Here is a 22,238-nt window from a genome sequence, read left to right as displayed (position 1 = left end):
GGATCTCCTTTGTCCACAGGCCCGTTGTCCACAGACCTGTGGACTCAGTAGCGCATCCCCATCAGCCCGCGGACGTCGTCCAGCGTGCGGTCCGCGATCTCGTTCGCCCGCGCGTTGCCCCGGGCGAGCACCTCGTCCAGGTGGCGCGGCCCGGCCGAGGCGAGCTCCCGGCGTCGGGCACGGAGGGGGCGCAGACCCTCCACGACCGCCTCGGTGACCAGGGCCTTGAGCCGCCCGGCGCCTGCGGCGCCGACCTCGTCGGCGAGCGCCTCCGGCGAGGTGCCGGTGAAGTACGCGCCGATCTGGAGCAGGTTGGCGATCTCCGGCCGACGCTCCGGCTCGTAGGTGATGGTGCGCTCGGCGTCGGTCCGGGCGCGCTTGAAGTACGCCGCCGTGTCGTCCTCCGAGGCCCGCAGCTCGAGCGCGTTGCCCCGCGACTTGGACATCCGGCGACCGTCGCTGCCGAGCACGGTGGTCGACGGCGCGATGAGCGCGTCCGGCTCGGGAAAGTACGGGCGCGCGGCCGAGTACCGCTGGTTGAACCGCCGCGCCACGGTCCGGGTGATCTCCAGGTGCGGCAGCTGGTCCACGCCGACCGGCACGAGGTTGCCGTGGCAGAACAGGATGTCGGCGGCCTGGTGGACCGGGTAGGTGAGCAGCAGGCCCGAGATGCCACGCTTCTGCCGCAGCACGGCCGCCTCCGCCTCCGACTTCACGGTGGGGTTGCGCTCCAGCTCGGCCACCGTGACCAGCGACAGGAACGGCAGCAGGAGCTGGTTGAGGGCCGGCACCGCCGAGTGCGTGAAGACGGTGCTGCGCTCCGGGTCCAGGCCCACCGCCAGGTAGTCGAGCAGCACCTCGCGGACGGTGGCGTGCAGGTCGCCGGCGTCGTCGCGGTCGGTGATGACCTGGTAGTCGGCGACGATGAGGAACACCTCGACGCCCAGGTCCTGCAGGCGCACGCGGTTCGCGACCGTGCCCATGAGGTGGCCCAGGTGCAGGGCTCCGGTGGGCCGGTCGCCGGTCAGCACCCGGTACTCCCCCGGGTTCCGGGCGATCAGGTCCTCCAGGACGGCGGTGCGCTCGCGCGCCGCCTCGGCGGAGCGGGTGGTGCTGCGCTTCTCGCGGGCAGCTTCGAGGTCGAGCAGTGTGCCGGGGGCGGACGACGTCGGGGCCGCCTCGGGCGGCAGGGTCATGGACATGCTGGGTCTCCTTGGTCAGGGAGCCGCCCGCGCACGACGTCGGGCACAGAAAAGTCCCGGGCTGCGGCGAGCAGCTCGGGACTCTTCTGTGCGGTGGGCGCGTCAGGTCACGGCTGCGGGTGCAGCCGCCACCAGTTCAGCCCGTGCGTCATGTGGCCAGGGTAGGCGGGCGCGCGGCGGCGATCAAGGAGCCGGCGGGCACGGGGATGGCGGCCAGGGCCCTTGCTCTCAACCATGGTTGAGGTTCTAGCGTGGCCGTCCGAGGTGGGTCAGGAGGGCCGGCCGGGGCGAGGGAGAGCGACATGCGGGCCATCGAGGTACACGAGTTCGGCGGGCCCGAGGTGCTGGTCGCCCGGGAGGTCCCGGACCCGGTCGCGGGGCCGGGCCAGGTGGTGGTGCGGCTCGTCGCGGCCGACGTCATCTTTCTCGACACCCTCCTGCGCGGCGGGTGGGGCGGCGAGATCTTCCCGCTGCAGCCGCCCTACGTACCCGGGACCGGCGGATCGGGCCGGGTCGAGTCCGCCGGGAGCGGGGTGGACCCTGGCTGGGTCGGGCGTCCGGTCGTCGTGCACGGTCCGGGTTATGCCGAGCTGGTCGCCGCGGACCTCGGCGACGTCGTGCCGGTGCCGGACGGCCTGGACCTGACCGAGGCCGCGGCCCTCATGACCGACGGTGTGACCGCGCTGCGGCTGACCCGGCACGCCCCCGCCGGCGCCGACGGGGCGCCCTGGGTACTGGTCGCGGCAGCGGCGGGCGGCGCCGGTTCCCTGGCGGTCCAGATCCTGCGCGACGCCGGGGCGCGGGTCGTCGCGGCGGCCCGCGGCGACGCCAAGCTGAGCCTGGCCCGCGAGCTGGGCGCGGAGGTCGCCGTCGACTACACCGAGCCGGGCTGGACGGAGCGGGTGCGTGCGGCGACGGGCGGATCCGGCGTCGCGCTGGCCCTGGACGGTGCCGGCGGCGCCCTCGGCGCGGAGGTCTTCGAGACGGTGGCCGACGGCGGGCGGTTCGTCACCTACGGCACGTCCAGCGGTCAGTTCACCGCGATCGATCCCCTGGTCGCCGAACGGCGCCGGATCGAGGTGATCAACGAGCTCGCGGGCGGTCCGCCGGCGCCGGAGCTTGTCCGCGCGCTGCTGACGAGGGTGCTGGACCTGGCGGCCGCGGGCCGCGTGCGGCCCGCCATCGGCGCGACCTTCCCCCTGGCCGACGCCGCGGCCGCCCATGCCTCGCTGGCCGAGCGCAGGACGGTCGGCAAGTCGCTGCTGCTGGCATGACCGGGCGTTGGCCGGACGGCGGGACGACGCCCCGCCGTCCGGCAGCGAGAATGGACCCGTGCCGCACCAGTCTGACGCCCCCGCGCCGCCCGAGAACCCCCTCGCCCACATCGTCTACTTCGAGCCACGTATCCCCGGGAACACCGGGTCCGCGATCCGGCTCGCCGCCGTGACGGGGGCCCGGCTCCACCTCGTGGAGCCGCTGGGCTTCGACCTGTCGGAGGCCAAGCTGAAGCGCGCCGGCCTCGACTACCACGACCTCGCCGTCATGGACGTGCACCCGTCGCTCGACGCGGCCCTCGACGCGCTGCCGGAGGCCCGGGTGTTCGCGTTCACGACCCGCGCGACCACCCGCTTCACCGATGTCGAGTACCGGCCGGGCGACGTGCTGCTGTTCGGCCCCGAGCCCACCGGGCTGCCGCCGGAGGCGCTCGAGCACCCCCGGGTCACCGACGAGCTGCGGATCCCGATGCTGCCCGGGCGCCGGTCGCTCAACCTGACGAACGCGGCGTCGATCGCGGTCTACGAGGTGTGGCGCCAGGCGGGGTTCGCCGAGGGGGCGTGAAGCGAAGGCCAACCCTCGATCGATCGCAGAAGTGATAACCGGATGATCGCAGAAGTGATAACTACCGCCGGCAACACCAGCTACACCCGCCCGGACGGCATCATGTCGTCGCTCTCGGACATCTCGGCTCTAGCTGAAAGGCGAGGGCCTACGGCCGCACCACCAGCACACGCCCCGGGGCCAGCTCGTACCGCCCCGGCACGACGCCGAGGCTGGCCGGTCCCGACTGGGCGACCACGGTGACGGGCGGCTCGCCCACCGCGCGGTCCGACGTCGGGAACCACGTGCGGCCCACGCTGACCAGGATCAGCATGCCGTCGATGTGCCCCGCCGGGCTGAACGTCGCCGAGCCGGAGGGGTAGCGGCCGATCCCGGCCTCGGTGAGCCGGTCGGCCGTGCCCACGACGTCGGGCACCGCGATGCCCACCTCGCTCACGGACAGCAGGTCGCCCGCTCCGAACGGGACGGGCTGGGTGCCGGGCACGTGCGGGCTCGAGGCCTTCGCACCCGCCCCGCGCCCGGCACCCAGGTCTTGAGGGAGATCTCGGCGCGCGATGACCTCCAGGACCGAGCGGTCCGGTCCCGGGAAGTAGAGCGACCGCGCGTTCCAGGCGGCCTGCGCCTCGAACTCCGCGCGGTCGCCCTCGCTCAGCAGACCGGGTCCCGCCGTCAGGAACTGGCGGGCGGCGTCGAACCGCGCGTCGTCGATCAGGAACGCGTAGTGCTGGTCGCCCGCGGCGTCGGCGTCCTCGCGGAAGCGCAGGACCGTGCGCCCGACCGTGACCTCGACCGCGCCGATCTCCTTGCTGACCGGGAGCCCGAGGACCGTCTCGTAGTACGCGGCCGTCTCGGCGATCGAGCGGGTCACCGTGTCGATGCTGATGATCTCCATGCGGCCCAGCCAACAACCTCAACGATGGTTGAGGTCAAGCGGATCAGGAGATACCCAGGTGCACCCGCAGGGCGTCGTCGAGCGCCGACTCCTCCTCGGTGGACAGCTTGCGGACCCGGTTGACCAGGCGACCCATGTCGACCGCTCGCACCTGCTCTGCCTGCGCCTTCGAGTCGACCGCGAGCCCCGAGCCCCGCTTCGAGACGAGCACCTGGAACGAGAGCACGCGCTTCACGTTGCTGGTCAGCGGCACGACGGTCAGCACGCCGCGACCCAGCCGCCGGGCCGCCGCGTTGTACGCGTCGTTCGACACGATGACGAGACCAGGGCGTCGCACTCCTTGTACTACGACAGCAGCCAGGCCGCCGACCGGCGCAGCAGCTCCTGGTGCCCCGCCGAGGCGAACGAGCGGACGTCGTGGCCGAGCCCCGAGTACACGCTGCGGCCGCCGTGCGCCTCGTTGACCCACAGGACCGGGTGCGGGGCGCCGTCATCGTCCAGGGTCGTACCGAGCACCCGCGTGTCCGGGGAGACGCGGAGGTGGCAGTACCGCTCGTCGAAGGTCTCGACCACGCGCAGGTCGTCCGTGACCGGGTGGCCCTGAACCAGCTCGAAGCGGGCCATGCCGATCGGCGGGTGCATCGACTCGCCGGGGATCCAGCGGCCGCCGAGCACCGCCTCCCAGTCGGGCGCGTCGTAGAAGGTGTTCGCCGCCTGGTGCAGCCCGAGCACGGCGCCCCCGGCCCGCGCCCAGGCGGACAACCGGTCGTGGACGGGGCGCCAGTCGTCGTCGGACCCGTCGAAGTCGGCGTCCCGGCGGCCCGTCCCACCGTTGACGACCAGCAGGCCCACGGAGTCCAGGTCGTCCAGCGCGTCGCGGAACAGCCCGCGCACCTCGACGGCCCCCAGCTCACCGAGGATCCCGGCGGCCACGTGCGACGTCGCCGCGTGGTCGTGCCAGGGATCCTCGTAACGTCCACGGCCGGAGAGGATGAGGATGCGGCGTTGCGTCATGCGCCCGATCCTGCCACCGCGACGCCCTGGTGCGGCGCCCGTCCTGAGCCGCGGACGCCGGACGTAGGGCCCGTCGCTCGAACGGGGCTGATGCGCCGATCAGGCCTACGTTCGACGACGGCCCGGCTACGGGATGATCAGCAGCTTGCCGCGGGCCGCGCCCGACTCCAGGCGGCGGAAGGCCTCGACCGCGTCGTCGAGGTCGTAGCGGCGGTCGATCCTGGGCCGCACGGCGCCGGAGGCGAGCAGCCCGGCCAGCTCGTCCAGGTCGGCCCGCTGGTTCGGGCGCCACATGAAGGTTCCCATCCGGGTCCCGGTCATCCGGCCGACCACCGGGCCGAGCAGCGCCTTCTCCGCGTAGGAGCTGATCCTCCTCGCAACCAGCACGCACCGGCCGCCGGGGGCCAGGCAGCGGCGGAGCGCCAGCACGGACCGGGTGTCCGCGATGTCGAGGACCACGTCGAACCGCCGGCCCCCGCGCATGACGTCCTCCCGGGTGTAGTCGACCACCTCGTCCGCGCCCACCTCCCGGAGGAAGTCGAGCTTGTCGCCGTGGTCGACGGCGGTGACCACGGCGCCGCGGGCCTTCGCCATCTGCACCGCGAAGGGCCCCACGCACCCGCCCGCACCGTTGACCAGCACCCGCTCGCCCGGCCGGACCGGTCCGACGGCACGCAGGCTCTGGAGGGCGAGCGACCCGGAGTGCGGCACGGCGGCGGCGACGTCGAACGGCAGGTCCCCGGGGAGCGGCGACAGGGCCGACGCCGGGACCAGCACCCGGTCCGCCAGCGAACCGTGCCCGGAGTCGAACAGGTCGGCCCACACCCGGTCGCCGGGCCGGAACGCGGTCACGTCCGGGCCGAGCACCTCGACCGTCCCGGCGACGTCGACCCCGACCCCGCGGTTGGTCGGCCGGAACAGGCCCGTGGCGACGCGGGCGGCTCGGGGACGGCCCAGCAGGTGATCGAGGTCCGCCATGTTGAGCGAGGCGGCCCGGACCCGGACCACCACCTCGCCCGGACCGGGATCGGGCGGTTCGACCGTGGCGACCCGCAGGACGTCGACCGGCCCGTACTCGTCCCGGACGACGGCTCGCACGCCCCTCACCGACCGTCGCCCGCGGGGACCGGGGCCGGCCGCAGCACGAGGAAGTCGACGAGACCGAGGAGCCGCACGATCCGGCGGTTCCCCGCGGAGAGGTAGGGCAGCGCCTCCGCCAGCCCCACGACCTGCGGCGTCACCAGGTGCGTGCGTCCGTCGGCCCGCAGCTCCGCGGAGCCCGTCGCGCGGATGTTCCGCAACCAGTCCGCGTCGGCACCGTACGGGAGGAGCACCAGGAAGCCGTCATCCTTCGGGTACACCCCGATCGGGGTCGCGTACGGCTTTCCCGACCTTCGCCCCACGTGCCGGATCAGGGCGGCGTACGCGCCCGGCTCCCCGGCGTCCCGCAGCATGCTCCGGTTGGTGTACCGGCGGTGGAACCTGCGGATCACGCCGAGCCCCCGCGGGTTCTTGGTGCGCATGGTCACCACGACCGTGAGGGCCAGGCCGAGCCCGAGCACCACCAGCCCGACGGCGACCCAGAGAATCCAGACCCACATGACGCCCCGCCCTCTCGTAGAGACTTACGGCGTAAGCCTTACGTTGTAAGGTAGGGCCGTAGGACCATTCGGTCAAGCACCTCGCCGACGTAGGATCGCGACACCATGACTTCACCCCGGACGGCAGGCACGACGCAACGCAGCACCCTGAGCCGCGCCCAGGTGCTCGAGTCGGCCGTGGCCCTCGCGGACCGCGACGGCATCGGGTCCCTCACGATGCGCAGCCTGGCCCGCGAGCTCGGGATCGAGGCCATGTCGCTCTATCACCACGTGGCCAACAAGGAGGACCTGCTGGACGGCGTGGTCGACGTCGTCGCGGCGGAGATCCAGGAGGAGGTGGGCAGGCTGGAGCCCCTGGCCGACGACGCCGCGCCCGCCTCCTGGAAGCCCGCCATGCGCCGGCAGATCCTCACGGCGCGCGCGGTGCTGCTCCGTCACCCGTGGGCTCCGACCGTCCTGGGCAGCCGGACCACCCTCAGCCTGCACATCGTGCGGTACTTCGACTCGCTCCTCGGCCTGATGCGGCGTGGCGGGTTCGGCTACGACCTGATCCACCACGCCACGCACACCCTGGGCAGCCGGGCGCTCGGGTTCTCGCAGGAGCTCTTCGAGCCCGGCGGCGCCGCGGCGGGTGTGGTGGCTGACACGGCGGCCGGAGCGGCGGCACGCGGCGGCACCACGGAAGGCGCCGACGACGCCGCCACCGCGATGATCGTGCAGATGGCCGACCAGGCACCCCACATGGTGGAGATGCTGGCCGAGGTCGGGCACGAGGGTCCCGAGTCCACCCTCGGCTGGTGCGACGACCAGACCGAGTTCGAGTTCGGCCTGGACCTGATCCTCGACGGCCTTGACCGGCTGGCCGGACAGCAGGTCAGCGCAGCGGGTCGAACGGCCTGATCTCCTCGGGCGTCTCCCCCGTGGTCATCAGCGTCGCCAGCGCGCGGCCGGTGGCCGGGCCGAGCACCATGCCCCACATCCCGTGGCCGCCCGCCACGTAGACGCCGGGGGCCGCCGCACGGCCCACGAGCGGCAGCCCGTCCGGCGTCACCGGCCGGGAGCCCACCCACTCGTCCTCGCGGGAGTCGAGGTCGACGCCCTCGAAGAGGCCGCGCACCGAGTTCACGATGGCCTCGACGCGCCGGGGCTGGAAGGGCTCGTCAGGCCCGCGGAACTCCATTGTCCCGGCGATCCGCAGCCGCCCCTGGTACGGGGTGCAGGCCACGCGGCGGGCCGGGAAGTAGACCGGGTGGTCGATCGGCGGGCCGGACACGGGCACGCTGAACGAGTACCCCCGCCCCGCCTGCACCCGGGTGCGCACACCGAGCTGCCGGGTCAGGTCCGGGAGCCACGCGCCCGTGGCGACCACGACGGCGTCCGCCCGTAGCGCGTCCCGGCCGGCCACCTCGACGTCGGAACCACCGCCCGGCGCCGGACGGACGGCCGTGACCCGGGCGTCCGTGAGCACCTTCGCGCCCCGCGCACTGACCGACGTCGCCAGCGCCTCCACGTACGGCCCCGGCTCGATGTACCGCTGACCCTCCAGGGTCCAGGCCGACCGGACCGCCCGGGAGAGGTGCGGCACGCGGACGCCGTCGGGCACCCGGGACAGCCTGATCTCCTGACCAGCCTTCGCGACCGCCCGCAGCTCGTGGACGAACGGGCGGGACTCCTGCTCACGCTCGAACCCGACCACCCAGGGGCTGGCGTACGACGTCGCGTGCACGCCCCCGGCCTCCAGCTCGTCGTACGCCTCCAGCGCCATGCGGTCGATCGGGGTGAGGGCCGCCATCGCGCGCTGCCAGGCGCCGGTCGTGGCGTGGGTCATGAACCGGGCGAGGAAGCCCCAGAGCGCCCGGTCGAACCGGAAGGGGACGCTGAGGGCGGCGTCGGGATCGAGCATCGCCCGGGGGCCGTAGGCCCAGAGCGACGGGTCGGCCAGGGGCATCGCCATGCCCGGGGTGAGCCAGCCGGCGTTGCCCCAGGAGGAGCCGGCGGCGACGCCGTGCCGGTCGAGGACCGTCACCTCCACGCCGCGTTCCTGCAGGTGCCAGGCGGTGGACAGGCCGACCATGCCGGCCCCGACGACGATCGCGGACTTGGTATCGGTCACGCTGGTGCTCCTTCTCGCGAGTGCAGTACCCCGGTACCCCTCCCCGTCGAGCGGCGGACTCCCCCCATCGTCCGCCGCGCCGGTCGATTCGGCGCGACGTCCTCGTGAAGTGCGGTGGAACGGGGGGTGTGGAGCGGCCGACGCCGTCCGCCCCGGTGTGGTGCCCGGGGCGGACGGCGTCGAGCGGCTGTGCCGACAGGTCAGCCCAGCGGGCGCGCCAGCGGCTCGATCGCCACGACCTCGTCCTTGGTGAGCGGCCCCGCCGCGAGCGCCGCGACGTTGTCCTCGAGCTGCGCCACGGACGACGCGCCGATGAGCGCCGACGTGACGCGCTCGTCCCGCAGCACCCAGGCGAGCGCGAGCTGCGCGAGCGTCTGCCCGCGGCCCGCGGCGATCTCGTTGAGCGCCTTGGCGCGGCCCAGGTAGTCCTCGGTGAGGGCCCGGTCCGAGAGGAACGGCGAGTCCGAGCGGGCCGCGCGGGACCCGGCCGGGGCGGCGCCGGCGAGGTACTTGCTGGTCAGCAGGCCCTGCTGCAGCGGGGAGAACACGATGGTCCCGACGCCCAGCTCGCCGACGACGTCGAGCAGCGACTCGGTCTGCACGCCGTCGTACCCGTCCTCGTGGGCGGGGTTCTCGATGTGCCGGTTGAACATCGAGTAGGAGGGCTGGTGGATGAGCAGCGGCACGCCCAGCTCGCCGAGGATCCGGGCGGCGTCACGGGTGCGCGCGGGCGAGTAGTTGGAGACGCCCACGTACAGGGCCTTGCCCTGCTGGACCGCCGACGCCAGCGCGCCCATCGTCTCCTCGAGCGGCGTCGAGGGGTCGGGCCGGTGGTGGTAGAAGACATCGACGTAGTCGACGCCCATGCGGTTCAGCGACTGGTCGAGGCTGGCCAGCAGGTACTTGCGCGAGCCGTGGTCGCCGTAGGGGCCGGGCCACATGTCGTAGCCGGCCTTCGTGGAGAGGATCAGCTCGTCGCGGTACGGCTTGAGGTCGGCGGCGAGGTGCCGGCCGAAGTTCGCCTCAGCCGCGCCGTAGGACGGGCCGTAGTTGTTCGCGAGGTCGAAGTGCGTGACGCCCAGGTCGAGCGCACGGCGCAGGATGGCGCGCTGCGTGTCGAACGGGCTGGTGTCGCCGAAGTTGTGCCAGAGCCCCAGGGACAGCGCGGGGAGGTCGAGCCCGGAGCGTCCGGTGCGGCGGTAGGTCATGGTCTCGTAGCGGTTGTCGGCCGCGAGATACCGGGGTGCGAGAGGCATACGGCAATCGTGGCACGGGAAACCTGTCCGCCCGGACCACGGTTCCGTGCCACCATGCGCGTCATGCCTGCGCAGATCTTCGACCTGGTCGTCCGCCGGACGTGGCGGGTCCCCCTCACCGCGGTCTCGACCGGTGACGCCGCCTCGGTCGCCCGGCGGTTCGACGCCGTGCTCCTGACCTCGGGTTACAAGGCCTCGGGTCGGCTGCTGAGCTACCTGGGCACCCTGTCGCCGCAGGACGCGCGGCTGGTGGCGGTGCAGACCCTCGCCGTCGTGCACGAGGCTCTCGGCGCCCACGTGCAGCACAACACGTACTTCCAGGACTTCCCGCAGAACGTGCCGGACACGCTGGACTTCTGGGTGTCGTGCCTGCGGGACGCCCTGCAGGAGGTTCCGGGTGCCGTCAAGGTCTTCGCCGGACGCACTGGGATCGACCTGCTCGCCCTGCCCCGCTACGGCCGGTACCAGCACACCTACGAGGAGATGGTCGCGGCGCACGACGCGTTCGTGCCCGCGCTCGGCGACCGGCGCACGGTGCTCGACGTCGGCGGCACGCTCGACGAGGAGGCCCACCGCCTCTACCTCCACCTCGCGGGGAGCACGACCCCGCTGTCCGACGCCGACCTCGTCGCGCTCGCGCTGCTGGCCCAGCACTGCGGTGGCATGGAACAGCCCGCGACAGTGCCGACGCGGACGGCGCGCGCGATCGTCAACGCCACCCACGTGCTGTACGGCCGCGAGGTCCAGGCCGACACGGTCACCGACGTCCTCCGGCTGGCCTGCGCCCTGTCCGGCGGGGACGTGACGCTGGAGGCGGCCACCCGGTTCCGGTCGCTGCCGCGCCCCGTCCGGCGCGTGCTGCTCGGAACGCTCGACGCGGTCGTGGCGGCGTCGCCCGCGAAGCTCGGCGACGTCGCGGCGCACCGGGAGGCGTGGAAGCGGCTCGGCGAGCGGCTGCACCCGCACGAGCACCGTGGCCCCGGCGCTCGGGTCTTCGCCGTCGCCCGCGGCGACGAGGACGCGCCGTCCCTGGCCGCCCGGGTCGAGCGGTCGTTCGCCTCGGGTGCCCGGGCGGAGGCGTTGCGGCTGCTCGCCGCGGCGCCCGGCACGCTCGTGCGGCGCGCGGACCACCTGCTGCGTTCGGCGGCGGACGACGCCGAGGCGACCGCCGTGGCCGACGCCTTGGTGCGGGCGCTGCCCGGGGTGTCCGGCCGCGTCGTCCTCGGGCTGCGCGAGCACCTGGAGAACCGGCGCCGTCCGGACCGCGACCGGCGCGTCTTCGTCAACCGGCAGGGCGGGGCGTGGGCCGTGCCCGACGAGCGCGCGGACCTGCCCGCGGACGCCGTGGCGGCGCTGGCCCGCGCCTGCGACGCCGAGGTGCTCCGCCGGGTGCCGAGGCCGCAGGACCTGGTGGTCGAGCCCGACTTCCTCGACGTGGCCCTCCCGCTGTCGGCACGGGCCCGGCCCGACGGCGCCGGGGTGCTGCCCCGTGGCTCGCGGACCCGCGTGACCGATGAGCTGCTGCGGTTCTTCGTGCACTGGCGGCAGCAGGCCACGGACACCGACCTCGACCTGTCCTGCCTGCTGCTGGACCGCGAGTTCACCGACGCCGAGCACGTCTCGTGGACCCGGCTGCGCGGCGGCGGCTTCGTGCACTCCGGCGATCTCACCGAGGCCCCGGACGGTGCCACGGAGTTCGTCGACGTCAAGCTGTCCGGGATCCGGCGGGACGTCGTCGTGCCGGAGGTGCACGTGTACTCGGGTGAGCGGTTCGACGAGGTCGCCGAGGGCTTCTTCGGGTTCATGACGCGCGACGTCGCGCAAACCGGGCTGCCGTTCGAGCCGGCGACGGTCCGCCTGAAGTCGGACCTCGCGGGCCAGGGCCGGGTGGCGATCCCGGCGGCCTTCCTCCGGGGCGGGGACGGCTGGGAGGCGCTCTGGCTGCACCTGAACCTCCGCGGAAGGTCGAGGTTCAACACCGTGGAGGGGCATCGCGTCACCACGACGACACTGGTCCGGGACATCGCTGCGCGCCGCTACCTCACGGTGCGCTACCTGGTGGACCTGCTCCGGGCCGACGGCGTGAAGGTGCACCACGAGCTGCCGCAGGGCACCGGACCGGTCACCTACCTCGGCTTCGACGCCCCGGAGGACCTGCCGGAGGGCTCTCGCGTGGTGACGACCCAGAACCTGCTCGACCTCGTGCCGGCCTGACGTCTAAGGTGTGCCCCGGGCGAGGCCATGCGGCGGCTTCCTTCTCATACTTCGGATGAAACCTAGTCGCCGCGCTCTCCTCGCCCGCCTTCTTGCCCGGCGCCGACGGCGCCGACGGCGCCGCCCGGCGTCGCCGTCCGGCGTCGTCGCCCGGCGTCGTTGACCACAGCAGCTGCTGCCAGGACGGCCGTGCTCCTGGCAGCAGCTGCTGTGGTCAACGGATCTGGCCCGGTCGGGTCAGCGGGTCAGCGGTCAGCAGTAGAGGTTGCCGCCCGGGTCGACGCCCAGGGCGCTGGTGAACCGCAGGTAGGTGTCCACGCGGCTCTGCACCTGGGCCGGGTTGCCGCCGTTGCACTCGATGGAGCCGTTGATGCTCCGGATGGTCTCGCCGAACCCGGCGCCGTTCACGATGGCGTTGTGCGGCGTCATGGTGCCCGGGCCGTTCTGGGTGTTCCAGTACCAGAGGCCGGTCTTCCAGGCGATCGCCGAGTTGGTCGAGACCAGGCTGGGGTTGTTCAGCAGGTCGATGCCGAGGGCGTCGCCGGCGGCCTTGTAGTTGAAGTTCCAGCTGAGCTGGACGGGTCCGCGACCGTAGTACTGGTCGTTGCCGGCCGGGCAGCCGTAGGGCTGGGACGTGTCGCAGTAGTGCGGGTAGTTCGCGGTGTTCTGCTCGACGATGTGGACCAGGCCGCCGGTCTCGTGCGAGACGTTGGCGAGGAACGCCGCCGCCTCGCGCTTCTGGACGGTCTCGCTGCCGCTGTTGGCGAACCCGGGGTATGCGCTGAGCGCGTCGACGAGGCCCGCGTAGGTGTAGAACGAGTTCCGGTTGGGGAAGAACGAGTTGAACTGAGCCTGGCTGACCGGGAAGTCGTCGGTGCCGGGCGGGTCGACCGGCGGCTCACCGCCGTCGCAGGTGCCGACCCGCTCCCACACACCCCACTCGCCGGTGGTGCCGGGCGTCTCGCCCTGGGTCCACCACTTGGCGCGCCACGAGGCGCCGGCGTGCGTGACGAGGTTTCCGCCGACGTAGACGGCGCCGGCGCTCCAGGCGGGCGCGCTGCAGTCGGCGACCGCGGCGGGAGCGGCAGAGCCGCCTGCGGTGGCCGCCGAACCGGGGACTGCGACGACCCCGGTCGTCAGGAGTGCGGCGACAAGGGTTGCGACAAAGAGCGGTACGCGACGAGCTCTCACGGGGAACCACCTCGCTTCGGGTCCTGGGCCGTCGTCGACACCGACGGCCGATTTGTTCAGGAACCTAGCAAGATGCGTCCGGATGAGGCGTGAGGGATTCCCACACGCACGACCCGTACGTGACGGGTCAGGTCACGCCGAGTCGCGAACCACCAGGATGGGGCGCGCTGATCTCGACCAGGGCGCGACGGCACATCGGAACATCAGCCAGCGCTGAGTTTCCCACCCAAACATCAGCGGAACGGGCCTTCCGCTGATATCTTGCCGGGAGAATTCAGTTGCCGCTGACTTCCCCACTGCGACGACATAACTAGTCGCCTAGCCTAGCGGGGTGAAGATCACGAGCTTCAGCTCCAGTCCCGTCGGACGCCTCGTACCCATCTCAGGGCACGATCGTCGCCACAACCGCGCCTTCGAACATCACGCATTTGTCGCCAACCCGCTGGGCCAGGAACCGGAGCTCGATGGTGCGACGTGGAAGATGGTCGCCAACGCCGGCCGAGCGCTTGCCAGGCTCGATCAGGCATCGCGTCAGATCCCCAACCCGGGGATCCTGCGTCGACCGACGCTCCGGAGAGAAGCCCAGAGCACGTCAGCCCTCGAAGGTACCTACGCTCCGATTGAAGAGGTCCTCGCCGCTGAAGCCGCGGCACAACCGTCCGGGAGCGCCGAGCTTCGCGAGGTCATGAACTATGTGGAGGCTGCCGACCCGGCGTTCCGCTGGGTACACCAGTATCGCCAGGTTTCCGTCGCCCTCTTCGCGGAGACCCAGAAGACATTGGTCCGAGGCACGAGCGCCGATACCCACGACGCCGGAAGCGTTAGAACCACCCAGGTGGTCATCGGAAGCCCGAGTGGCCGCGTCGAGGATGCGCGCTTCATTCCCATGCCACCCGACTACGGGATAGAACCAGCACTCCGTGACCTGTCCGACTGGATCAACGATGGGAAGTCACGGGAGCCGGTGATCTCCGCAGCGACGGCCCATTATCAGTTCGAGACGATCCACCCGTTCAACGACGGGAACGGGCGGATCGGCCGACTTCTCATCGTCCTGCAGCTCATGGTCGACGGAGTGATCGACGAACCGCTCCTCACCGTGTCGCCATGGTTCGAAGCGCGCCGCAGCGAATACCAGGACCACCTTGCGCACGTCTCCGCGACCGGAGACTGGGTTCCGTGGATCCGCTTCTTCAGCACGGGGCTCGAAGCGTCCGCAACCGACACCGCGCAACGCATCGACCGGATGCTCAAGATCAGGGGTGAACACATCGAGCAGCTGAAAGGTGCGAATGTGCGCGGCGCGATCGTTCGTGACATCGTCGATCTGCTCATCGAGGTTCCGATCGTGACCGCACCCGGTATCGCACGACGACTGGGCAAGTCGCTCCAGGGCGTGAACCAGGCATTCGAGAAGCTCGTCGCCCTCGGCGTCCTGGACGGACCGATCGGCACCTACAACCGCCGGTTCATTGCCCGCGACATCCTTGAAGCGATCACCGCGCCACTGGAGGCGTGACCAGTTTCGCTGATCGCCAGGCTCTTGCGGGTCGCCCGCGCGTGACCCCTTGTGGGTATGGACGGCTCACGCCGAGTCCCGGACCACCAGGATCGGCTCGAAGATCGCCGAGCGCACGGCCGGCTCGTCGGCGTCGATCTGCTCCAGCAGCATCCGCGCCATCTCCTCCGCCATCTTCTCCACGGGCTGCCGCACCGTCGTCAGCCGAGGGCGGGTCTGCACGGCCACGGGGCTGTCGTCGAACCCGACGATCGCGACGTCGTCGGGGACGCGGCGGCCCTGGGTCTGGAGCACGTGGATGGCGCCCTGGGCCATGAGGTCGTTCGAGACGAAGACGCCGTCGAGGTCCGGCGCGGCGGCGAGCAGCTCGGCCATGGCCGACTCCCCGCTCTCGAACGTGAACGACCCCGCCACGCTGGGGACGAAGGCGTGCCCGCGCCGGGCCGCCGCGTCCCGGAAACCGTCGAGCCGGTCCCGGGCGGACGGGACGTCGAGCGGACCCGAGATCACGCCGAGCGTGCGGCAGCCCCGGTCGAGCAGGTGGTTCGCGGCCATCCGGGCGCCGTCGGCGTTGGCCAGGTCCACGTAGCTCGCCGGGATCGCGTGGCCGGGCCGCGCGAACAGGACGATGGGCCGGCCGGTGCCGATGAGCTCCTCGGGGAGCGGGTCGTCCGCGTACGTGGAGACCAGCAGGGCACCGTCTGCGTTGCCGAACCGCAGGTAGGAGGTGACCTGCCCCCGGGTCTGCGCGTCGTCGGCGAACATCAGCACCGGGTGCACGTCGTGCGGCCGGAGCGTCCGCACGAGCGACCCCACGACCCGGCCGAAGAACGGGTCGGAGAAGACGCCCGACAGGTCGAGCTCGCCCTCGGGGTCTGCGTCCGCACCCGAGATGACGACGGCGACCGTGCCCGTGCGCCGGGTGACCAGCGAGCGCGCCGCCCGGTTGGGCACGTAGCCGGTCTCCGCGACCGCCTCCAGCACCACCTCCTGGACCGCGGGCGCCACCTTCCGCTTGCCGTTGATCACACGGGAAACGGTCGCGCGAGAGACACCGGCGACCTTCGCCACGTCCTCCAGGGTCGGCGCCGCACGCCGTAGATCCTTGCTCACAGGCCGACGGTAACAGAGTAAGAGCGCTCTCCGAGGGAGCCCGTGCGGATGAGATGCGACAGATCTCGCGCCGTCCGGCGTCGGAATCAAAGTCAATCTTGACCGCCCAAAAGCAAGGAAACACCAGAAAACAGCAGGTGAAGTGTCCCGCGCCAGGCCTTGACGCTCCGCCAAGAACGGGTCAAGGATGGGCGACGTAAGAGCGCTCTCCCAACTCGCGGCGCACCGGAGCATCGCGAGCGCAGGCTCAACGACGAACCGCGCCACGGCCGCCGCACCTGGCCGCCGACGGGCGGACGGAGAGGAACACCATGACCACCACCGGATCACCCGGCGCACGCGCGGCCAGGCTCAGGCGCGGCACGCGCGCCGGGGCCGCCGCCCTGGCGACCGGCCTGCTGGCCGCGGCGGCACTCGTCGTGCCCGCCGCCTCGGCGCCCGCAGCGCCGACGCCCGCAGCGCCGGCGCACGCCGCCGCACAGGCGGAGCCGGTCCTGCTGTCGCAGGGCCGGCCCGCCACCGCCTCCTCCGTGGAGAACCCCGACTACACGCCCGCGGGCGCCGCCGTCGACGGCGACCTGGGCACGCGCTGGGCCAGCGAGTTCAGCGACCCCCAGTGGATCCGGGTGGACCTGGGCCGCTCCGCCACGCTCGACCACGTGGAGCTGGTCTGGGAGTCGGCGTACTCGACGAGCTACCAGTTCCAGGTCTCGGCCGACGGGTCGTCCTGGTCCACCGTGTACTCGACCACCTCGGGCGACGGCGGCACCGACACCTTCGACGTGGACGGCACGGCCCGGTACGTGCGGCTGCTCTCGACGGCGCGCTCGGGCGGGTACGGCAACTCGCTGTGGGAGCTGCGCGTCTTCGGCGAGGCGGGCGGCAGCACCGACCCCGGCGATCCGGGTGACCCGAGCTACGTGAACCCGGGCCACCCGAACGTCCCGGTGCGGGACTCGGGCGCGAGCACCGTCGAGGTGGTGGGTGGCAACGGCGACTGGGACCTGGAGGTCGACGGGCAGCCGTACACCGTCCGCGGCTTCACGTGGGGTCCGGCGTTCAGCACGGCCGACCACTACATGCCGACCCTCACGGCCATGGGCGCCAACACGATCCGCACCTGGGGCACCGGGGCGGACACCCGGCAGCTCCTCGACTCCGCGGCGGCGCACGACGTCCGCGTGGTGATGGGCTTCTGGCTGCTGCCCGGAGGCGGTCCCGGGTCCGGCGGCTGCATCGACTACCGCACGGACACGAGCTACAGGACGACCACGAAGGCCGACATCCTGAGCCAGGTCGCGGCGTACAAGGACCACCCGGGCGTGCTCATGTGGAACATCGGCAACGAGTCGCTCCTGGGCCTCCAGAACTGCTACTCGGGCGCCGAGCTGGAGGCGATCCGCAACGCGTACGCGGCCTTCGTCAACGAGGTGAGCGTCGCCGTCCACCAGGCCGACACGAAGCACCCGACCACCAGCACCGACGCGTGGGTCGGCGCCTGGCCGTACATCGAGCGCAACGCCCCGGACCTGGACCTGCTCTCGGTCAACGCGTACGGCGACCTGTGCAACGTGCCCGCGGCCTGGGAGGCCGGCGGCTACGACCGGCCGTACATCATCACCGAGGGCGGCGCGGCCGGTGAGTGGGAGGTGCCGGACGACGCGAACGGCGTGCCCGACGAGCCGACCGACCTGGAGAAGGAGCAGGCGTACGTGGACTCATGGCGCTGCCTGCGGGAGCACGACGGCGTCGCGCTGGGCGCCACGTTCTTCCACTACGGCATCGAGGGCGACTTCGGCGGCGTGTGGTTCAACGTCCTCCCGGGCGACAACAAGCGCCTCGGCTACTACTCCATCGCGCGGGCCTGGGGCGTCGACACCTCCGGCATGAACACCCCGCCGCGCATCACCGCGATGAACGTCGCGGGTTCGACGGCGGTCGCCGCCGGCGAGGAGTTCACCGTCAGCGTGGACGTGACCGACCCCGACGGCGACCCGATCGACGCCAACGTGATGCTGAACAGCAAGTACGTCAACAACGCGGGCGGCATCGCGCAGGCGGACTTCGACCAGACGGCGCCCGGCACGTTCCGGGTCACGGCGCCCGAGATGCTCGGTGTCTGGAAGGTCTACGTGTTCGCCGAGGACGGCCACGGCAACGTGGGCGTGGAGACGCGGTCGTTCCGCGTCGTCGCGCCCCCGGTGGACGGGACGAACATCGCTCGCGGCAAGACGGCGACGGCCTCCAGCTTCGACCCGTGGAACGGCGACTGGACGCCCGGTCGCGCCGTCGACGGCGACGCCACGACGCGCTGGGCCAGCGAGTGGGGCCCGACCGCCTGGTACCAGATCGACCTCGGCTCGGTGCAGTCGTTCGACCACGTGCAGCTCGTCTGGGAGACGGCCTACGGCAAGTCGTACCAGGTGCAGACGTCGAACGACGGGAACGCCTGGACCACGGTCCGCACCGTGACGGGCGGCAACGGCGGCGTCGACAGCCTGGACGTGGCCGGGACGGGCCGGTACGTGCGGCTCAACCTCACCGAGCGCGGCACGGAGTGGGGCTACTCCCTGTACGAGGTCGGCGTCTACCAGCAGTGAGCACGGCAGTGACGGGTCAGCAAGGCACACCACCACCGAAGGAGGAACCATGCGCACAGCACTCCGCACACCCCGCGACCTCAGACCTCGCGTCCTGGGCGGCCTGGCCGCCACCGCACTGCTCGCCTCGACCCTGAGCGCGGCGGGCGCCATCGGCGCCACCACCGCTGTCGCCGAGCCGAACACCCTGCTCTCGCAGGGCGCGCTCACGGCGGCGTCCAGCTCGGAGTCCGGCGGCCTCGGGCCGCGGTTCGCGGTCGACGGCGACCGCACCACCCGCTGGGCCAGCGCCCCCACGGACGACGAGTGGATCCGGATCGACCTGGGCCGGTCGTACGCGCTGGACCACGTGGCCCTGGAGTGGGAGGCCGCGTACGGCGCGGCTTTCACGCTGCAGGTCTCCGCCGACGCCCAGAACTGGACCACCGTGGTCACCGAGGGCGCCGGGACCGGCGGCACCGAGGTCTACGACATCACCGCCACCGGCCGCTACGTGCAGCTCGTCGGCACGGCCCGCGGCACCGGCTACGGCTACTCGCTCCTGGAGCTCCAGGTGTTCGGCGACGGCGAGGCCGGCGGGCCGGAGGACCCGCCGCCGTTCCCCGGTGACGAGGTGACGCACCACGAGTTCCAGGCGAACTGCGAGTTCTCGCACTTCCTGCCGGACGACTCGATCGTGTACCCGAACCAGCCGGGCCGGTCGCACCTGCACACGTTCATCGGCAACCGGTCGACGGACGCGTTCACCACGCCGACGAGCCTGAACGCGATGCCGGAGAGCACCTGCACGGTGCCGCAGGACCACTCGGCCTACTGGTTCCCCGCGATCACCAAGGGCGGCGTGCCGGTCGAGCCGAACATCCCCATGACCGTCTACTACAAGTCGGGCATCGACGACTACCAGGACGTGGTGCCGTTCCCGGAGGGCCTCCAGTTCGTGACCGGCGACATGATGGCGACGGTCGAGGAGTTCCGCACCGCGCCGGGCGCCGTCGAGGGCTGGGAGTGCGGCGACATCTCCAAGAGCTGGGAGATCCCGGCCCACTGCCCCGAGGGCACCCAGCTCAACATCCGGTACCAGGCGCCGAGCTGCTGGGACGGGATGCACCTGACGCCGGAGGAGTCGGCGCACATGGGCCACGGCTCGCACATGGCGTACCCGGAGGCGGGCCAGTGCCCCATGAGCCACCCGGTCGCCGTCCCGATGCTGGAGTTCAAGATCGCGTGGCCGGTGAGCGGTGACATGTCCGACGTCGCGCTGGTGAGCGGGTCCGACCAGTCGTGGCACTACGACTTCGTCAACGCCTGGGACCCCGAGGTGCTCCGCCGGCTCGTGGAGCACTGCATCAACGGCGGCCTGCAGTGCAACCCGCGCGGCTACGACCTCTACAAGCCGCACCGCGGCACCGTGCTCGACGAGAACTACGAGCTCGTGCCCGAGACCACGGCCGCACGCGAGGAGGTGGCTTCATGAGAGCGGGCCGGGTCTGGCTGGCGGCCGCGGCGGTCGCGGCCTGCGTGGCGGCGCCGCTGACGGCGGCGGCTGCGCCGGCTGCGGCCGCCTGCGGCACCACGAACGCGGCGCTCGGGCGGCCGGCCACGGCGTCGTCCACGGAGGGCCCGTTCGGCGCGGCCTCGGCCGTCGACGGCGACCCCGGCACCCGCTGGAGCAGCGCGGCCTCCGACCCGCAGTGGATCCGGGTCGACCTCGGCACGGCCTCGGACCTGTGCCGTGTCGAGCTCTCCTGGGAGACCGCGTACGGCAGGGACTTCCGGATCGAGGCCTCCGACGACGGCACCATGTGGCGGACGCTCAAGACCGTCACGGACGGGACCGGCGGCAACCAGTCCCTCGACGTCGCCGGTTCGGGCCGGTACGTGCGGCTCACCGGCACCGAGCGGGGCACCGGGTACGGGTACTCGCTCTGGGAGCTCAAGGTGTTCACCGGCGACGGCGGCACCGTGCCCGGCGACCCGATCCCGGGCGGCGGCGACCTCGGGCCGAACGTGCACGTCTTCGGCCCGGACACCCCGACGGCCCAGGTCCAGGCGGCCGTGGACGCCGTCTACGACCAGCAGGAGGCGGACCAGTTCGGCGACGGGCGGCATCAGTTCCTCTTCGAGCCGGGCACCTACCCGGTGCACGTCAACGCCGGTTTCCACACCTCGATCTCCGGTCTGGGGGCGAGGCCCGACGACGTGAACATCACCGGTGGCGTCTGGGCCGACGCCGAGTGGTTCGAGGGCAACGCCACGCAGAACTTCTGGCGTTCCGTCGAGAACCTGGCCGTGACGCCGTCCGGCGGGGACATGCGGTGGGCCGTCTCCCAGGCCGCGCCGATGCGCCGGGTGCACGTCAAGGGCAACCTCATGCTGCACTCGTCGCGGTACGGCTGGGCGTCGGGCGGCTACATCGCCGACTCCGTGGTCGACGGGCAGGTTCGCGCCTGGACCCAGCAGCAGTGGTACACCCGCGACTCGACGCTCACGGGCGGCTGGGCCGGGACGCTGTGGAACATGGTGTTCTCCGGCGTCGAGAACGCCCCGCCGACGTCGTTCCCCGAACCCGCGGTGACCACCCTGGACACCACGGGCATCATCCGCGAGAAGCCGTACCTCTACCTGGACGGGGACGACTACGCGGTCTTCGTGCCGTCGGCCCGGTCGGGCACGCGCGGCGCGACGTGGGACGGCGGGACGACGTCGGGCACCTCGATCCCGCTGGACCAGTTCTACGTGGCCCGGCCCGGGGACTCCGCAGAGCGGATCAACCAGGCGCTCGACCAGGGCCTGCACCTGCTGCTCACGCCGGGGATCTACGAGACCACCGGGACCATCGAGGTGGACCGCGCCGACACCGTCGTGCTCGGGCTCGGGTACGCCACGATCGTGCCGACGGCCGGCCAGACGGCGATGCGGGTGGCCGACGTGGACGGCGTCCGCGTCGCCGGCGTGCTGTTCGACGCCGGCGCGGCAGAGTCGCCGTCCATGCTCACCATCGGCGCCCCGGGGTCGACGGCGGACCACGCCGACGACCCGATCTCGCTGCACGACGTGTTCGTCCGCGTGGGCGGTGCGCACGCCGGGCGGGTGGACCAGGCGATCGTGGTGAACGCCGACGACACGATCGTGGACCACATCTGGTCGTGGCGCGGCGACCACGGCGACGGCGTGGGCTGGGACGTGAACACCGCGCGCAACGGCCTGGTGGTCAACGGCGACGACGTGGACGGGTACGGGCTCTTCGTGGAGCACTACCAGGAGTACAACACCCTGTGGACCGGGGAGCGCGGCCGCACGATCTTCTACCAGAACGAGCTGCCGTACGACCCGCCGAACCAGGCGGCGTGGAACCACGACGGCGTCCGGGGCTGGGCGGCGTACAAGGTCGCGGACGGCGTGACGCAGCACGAGGCCTGGGGTCTGGGCTCGTACTGCGTGTTCACCTCGGACGCCTCCATCACCTCGGACAACGGCTTCGAGGTGCCGGTCACGCCGGGAGTGCGGATGCACTCGCTGCTCACCGTGTCGCTCGGCGGGGTGGGCACGTACGAGCACGTCATCAACGGCGTGGGCCCGCGCGCGGCGGGCACGGAGACGATCCCGGCGAAGGTGGTGAGCTACCCGTAGCGTGCGCGTGGGCGTGATCGTCGCCTGTCTCAGGAGGCGATCACGCCCACCATG

General features: G+C 72.2%; 18 protein-coding genes. 8 read left to right on the top strand and 10 right to left on the bottom strand.

Annotation, left to right across the window (positions count from 1 at the left end):
* Window positions 1-44: 44 nt before the first annotated feature.
* A complete protein-coding gene (trpS, locus tag ACIPN7_RS03885; RefSeq protein ID WP_400538152.1) occupies window positions 45-1,202 on the bottom strand; it encodes a tryptophan--tRNA ligase in 1,158 nt (385 codons plus the stop codon).
* Between the two features lie 302 nt (window positions 1,203-1,504).
* On the opposite strand from trpS, the gene ACIPN7_RS03880 reads away from it, so the two are divergent.
* Window positions 1,505-2,476, top strand: a complete 972-nt coding sequence (locus ACIPN7_RS03880; RefSeq protein WP_400538150.1) for a zinc-binding dehydrogenase — start codon at window positions 1,505-1,507, stop codon at window positions 2,474-2,476.
* Between the two features lie 109 nt (window positions 2,477-2,585).
* On the top strand, window positions 2,586-3,041 hold the full coding sequence (locus ACIPN7_RS03875; RefSeq protein WP_400539149.1) for a tRNA (cytidine(34)-2'-O)-methyltransferase: 456 nt from the start codon (window positions 2,586-2,588) through the stop codon (window positions 3,039-3,041).
* Between the two features lie 148 nt (window positions 3,042-3,189).
* Here the strand turns inward: ACIPN7_RS03875 and ACIPN7_RS03870 are convergent, their stop codons facing one another.
* The 5 genes from ACIPN7_RS03870 to ACIPN7_RS03850 all read right to left on the bottom strand — a co-directional run bounded on the left by ACIPN7_RS03870 (window position 3,190) and on the right by ACIPN7_RS03850 (window position 6,548).
* On the bottom strand, window positions 3,190-3,933 hold the full coding sequence (locus tag ACIPN7_RS03870) for a hypothetical protein (RefSeq protein WP_400538148.1): 744 nt from the start codon (window positions 3,931-3,933) through the stop codon (window positions 3,190-3,192).
* 43 nt (window positions 3,934-3,976) lie between these two features.
* Window positions 3,977-4,270 carry a type II toxin-antitoxin system PemK/MazF family toxin gene (locus ACIPN7_RS03865; RefSeq protein WP_400538146.1) on the bottom strand — a complete coding sequence of 98 codons (294 nt, stop codon included), beginning with the start codon at window positions 4,268-4,270 and terminating at the stop codon, window positions 3,977-3,979.
* An 8-nt stretch (window positions 4,271-4,278) separates the two neighbouring features.
* On the bottom strand, window positions 4,279-4,947 hold the full coding sequence (locus ACIPN7_RS03860; protein WP_400538144.1) for a ThuA domain-containing protein: 669 nt from the start codon (window positions 4,945-4,947) through the stop codon (window positions 4,279-4,281).
* Window positions 4,948-5,073: 126 nt separating this feature from the next.
* Window positions 5,074-6,045: an NAD(P)-dependent alcohol dehydrogenase gene (locus ACIPN7_RS03855; protein WP_400538143.1), complete on the bottom strand. Its 972-nt coding sequence runs from the start codon at window positions 6,043-6,045 to the stop codon at window positions 5,074-5,076.
* A 5-nt stretch (window positions 6,046-6,050) separates the two neighbouring features.
* Complete coding sequence (locus ACIPN7_RS03850) at window positions 6,051-6,548, bottom strand: nitroreductase family deazaflavin-dependent oxidoreductase (protein WP_400538141.1); 498 nt, start codon at window positions 6,546-6,548, stop codon at window positions 6,051-6,053.
* A 105-nt stretch (window positions 6,549-6,653) separates the two neighbouring features.
* Between ACIPN7_RS03850 and ACIPN7_RS03845 the strand changes: the two genes are divergently transcribed.
* Window positions 6,654-7,448: a TetR/AcrR family transcriptional regulator gene (locus ACIPN7_RS03845; RefSeq protein WP_400538139.1), complete on the top strand. Its 795-nt coding sequence runs from the start codon at window positions 6,654-6,656 to the stop codon at window positions 7,446-7,448.
* On the opposite strand, the gene ACIPN7_RS03840 is transcribed toward ACIPN7_RS03845, so the two are convergent.
* Window positions 7,423-8,661, bottom strand: a complete 1,239-nt coding sequence (locus ACIPN7_RS03840) for an NAD(P)/FAD-dependent oxidoreductase (protein ID WP_400538137.1) — start codon at window positions 8,659-8,661, stop codon at window positions 7,423-7,425. The genes ACIPN7_RS03845 and ACIPN7_RS03840 overlap by 26 nt on opposite strands.
* 200 nt (window positions 8,662-8,861) lie before the next feature.
* A complete protein-coding gene (locus tag ACIPN7_RS03835) occupies window positions 8,862-9,917 on the bottom strand; it encodes an aldo/keto reductase (protein WP_400538135.1) in 1,056 nt (351 codons plus the stop codon).
* A gap of 63 nt (window positions 9,918-9,980) precedes the next feature.
* On the opposite strand from ACIPN7_RS03835, the gene ACIPN7_RS03830 reads away from it, so the two are divergent.
* Window positions 9,981-12,131 carry a hypothetical protein gene (locus ACIPN7_RS03830; RefSeq protein ID WP_400538133.1) on the top strand — a complete coding sequence of 717 codons (2,151 nt, stop codon included), beginning with the start codon at window positions 9,981-9,983 and terminating at the stop codon, window positions 12,129-12,131.
* Window positions 12,132-12,383: 252 nt separating this feature from the next.
* Here ACIPN7_RS03830 and ACIPN7_RS03825 read toward each other — a convergent pair whose 3' ends face one another.
* Complete coding sequence (locus ACIPN7_RS03825) at window positions 12,384-13,322, bottom strand: glycoside hydrolase family 19 protein (protein WP_400538131.1); 939 nt, start codon at window positions 13,320-13,322, stop codon at window positions 12,384-12,386.
* Window positions 13,323-13,653: 331 nt separating this feature from the next.
* Here ACIPN7_RS03825 and ACIPN7_RS03820 point away from each other — a divergent pair, with 331 nt between their 5' ends.
* Complete coding sequence (locus ACIPN7_RS03820) at window positions 13,654-14,841, top strand: Fic family protein (RefSeq protein ID WP_400538129.1); 1,188 nt, start codon at window positions 13,654-13,656, stop codon at window positions 14,839-14,841.
* A gap of 66 nt (window positions 14,842-14,907) precedes the next feature.
* Here the strand turns inward: ACIPN7_RS03820 and ACIPN7_RS03815 are convergent, their stop codons facing one another.
* On the bottom strand, window positions 14,908-15,954 hold the full coding sequence (locus ACIPN7_RS03815) for a LacI family DNA-binding transcriptional regulator (protein WP_400538127.1): 1,047 nt from the start codon (window positions 15,952-15,954) through the stop codon (window positions 14,908-14,910).
* Window positions 15,955-16,265: 311 nt separating this feature from the next.
* Here ACIPN7_RS03815 and ACIPN7_RS03810 point away from each other — a divergent pair, with 311 nt between their 5' ends.
* From ACIPN7_RS03810 to ACIPN7_RS03800, 3 genes are read left to right on the top strand one after another with little or no spacing between them, the layout of a single operon-like run.
* A complete protein-coding gene (locus ACIPN7_RS03810; RefSeq protein ID WP_400538125.1) occupies window positions 16,266-18,554 on the top strand; it encodes a discoidin domain-containing protein in 2,289 nt (762 codons plus the stop codon).
* A gap of 49 nt (window positions 18,555-18,603) precedes the next feature.
* The gene (locus tag ACIPN7_RS03805; protein WP_400538123.1) at window positions 18,604-20,028 is read left to right on the top strand and encodes a DUF1996 domain-containing protein; all 1,425 of its coding nucleotides are present in this window, start codon (window positions 18,604-18,606) and stop codon (window positions 20,026-20,028) included.
* On the top strand, window positions 20,025-22,184 hold the full coding sequence (locus ACIPN7_RS03800; RefSeq protein WP_400538121.1) for a discoidin domain-containing protein: 2,160 nt from the start codon (window positions 20,025-20,027) through the stop codon (window positions 22,182-22,184). Before ACIPN7_RS03805 ends, ACIPN7_RS03800 begins: the two co-directional genes overlap by 4 nt.
* Window positions 22,185-22,238: the final 54 nt, after the last annotated feature.

This window comes from Promicromonospora sp. NPDC090134 (assembly GCF_044746965.1).
GTDB lineage: Bacteria > Actinomycetota > Actinomycetes > Actinomycetales > Cellulomonadaceae > Promicromonospora.
The sequence above is the reverse complement of the archived record's forward strand: the minus strand, read 5'-3'. Positions and strand labels throughout refer to the sequence as shown.

What these genes read in the sequence shown, in the direction of transcription:
- ACIPN7_RS03845 (WP_400538139.1), top strand. Translation starts at nt 6,654, where the DNA reads ATGACTTCACCCCGGACGGCAGGCACGACGCAACGCAGCACCCTGAGC.
- ACIPN7_RS03870 (WP_400538148.1), bottom strand. Translation starts at nt 3,933, where the DNA reads ATGGAGATCATCAGCATCGACACGGTGACCCGCTCGATCGCCGAGACG.
- ACIPN7_RS03805 (WP_400538123.1), top strand. Translation starts at nt 18,604, where the DNA reads ATGCGCACAGCACTCCGCACACCCCGCGACCTCAGACCTCGCGTCCTG.
- ACIPN7_RS03800 (WP_400538121.1), top strand. Translation starts at nt 20,025, where the DNA reads ATGAGAGCGGGCCGGGTCTGGCTGGCGGCCGCGGCGGTCGCGGCCTGC.
- trpS (WP_400538152.1), bottom strand. Translation starts at nt 1,202, where the DNA reads ATGTCCATGACCCTGCCGCCCGAGGCGGCCCCGACGTCGTCCGCCCCC.
- ACIPN7_RS03880 (WP_400538150.1), top strand. Translation starts at nt 1,505, where the DNA reads ATGCGGGCCATCGAGGTACACGAGTTCGGCGGGCCCGAGGTGCTGGTC.
- ACIPN7_RS03830 (WP_400538133.1), top strand. Translation starts at nt 9,981, where the DNA reads ATGCCTGCGCAGATCTTCGACCTGGTCGTCCGCCGGACGTGGCGGGTC.
- ACIPN7_RS03850 (WP_400538141.1), bottom strand. Translation starts at nt 6,548, where the DNA reads ATGTGGGTCTGGATTCTCTGGGTCGCCGTCGGGCTGGTGGTGCTCGGG.
- ACIPN7_RS03810 (WP_400538125.1), top strand. Translation starts at nt 16,266, where the DNA reads ATGACCACCACCGGATCACCCGGCGCACGCGCGGCCAGGCTCAGGCGC.
- ACIPN7_RS03835 (WP_400538135.1), bottom strand. Translation starts at nt 9,917, where the DNA reads ATGCCTCTCGCACCCCGGTATCTCGCGGCCGACAACCGCTACGAGACC.
- ACIPN7_RS03860 (WP_400538144.1), bottom strand. Translation starts at nt 4,947, where the DNA reads ATGACGCAACGCCGCATCCTCATCCTCTCCGGCCGTGGACGTTACGAG.